The organism is Aquabacterium parvum (assembly GCF_001447195.1).
GTDB lineage: Bacteria > Pseudomonadota > Gammaproteobacteria > Burkholderiales > Burkholderiaceae_C > Aquabacterium > Aquabacterium parvum.
In genome coordinates this window covers 1-273 of record NZ_LFRI01000350.1, presented here as the reverse complement: position 1 = coordinate 273, position 273 = coordinate 1, and the positions used below count along the sequence as shown (strand labels likewise).

Below are 273 nucleotides of genomic sequence, written 5' to 3'. Positions count from 1 at the left end.
TCTGGTGCCAATCCCGCGACAAGCGCTCCTGGCTGGGCTCGACCTCGGCCAAGGCGATCATGTGCAGGTGCGGGTGCCACTGGCCCGAGTTGTCTCCCCGCTTCACTTCGTATGACCAAACAGCGCCCACAACACCCTCGAGCACAGAGCCGCGACCACGTTGCCGGCGTTTCCATAGCTCGCGCTGGGCTCTATGAAGGTGCTTAAAGCGTTCAGCCAGGTCATCACCGTTCTTCACCGTCAAAGTCACCAAAAAAGGCCTCAGAGCCGTTT

General features: G+C 60.1%; 1 protein-coding gene. It reads right to left on the bottom strand.

Translation table 11 applies throughout. The features are described from left to right. Positions 1–102 precede the first annotated feature (102 nt). Positions 103–225, bottom strand: coding sequence for a hypothetical protein (locus ABG80_RS23820; RefSeq protein WP_268760978.1), 123 nt, complete (start codon positions 223–225; stop codon positions 103–105). Between the last annotated feature and the right edge of the window lie 48 nt (positions 226–273).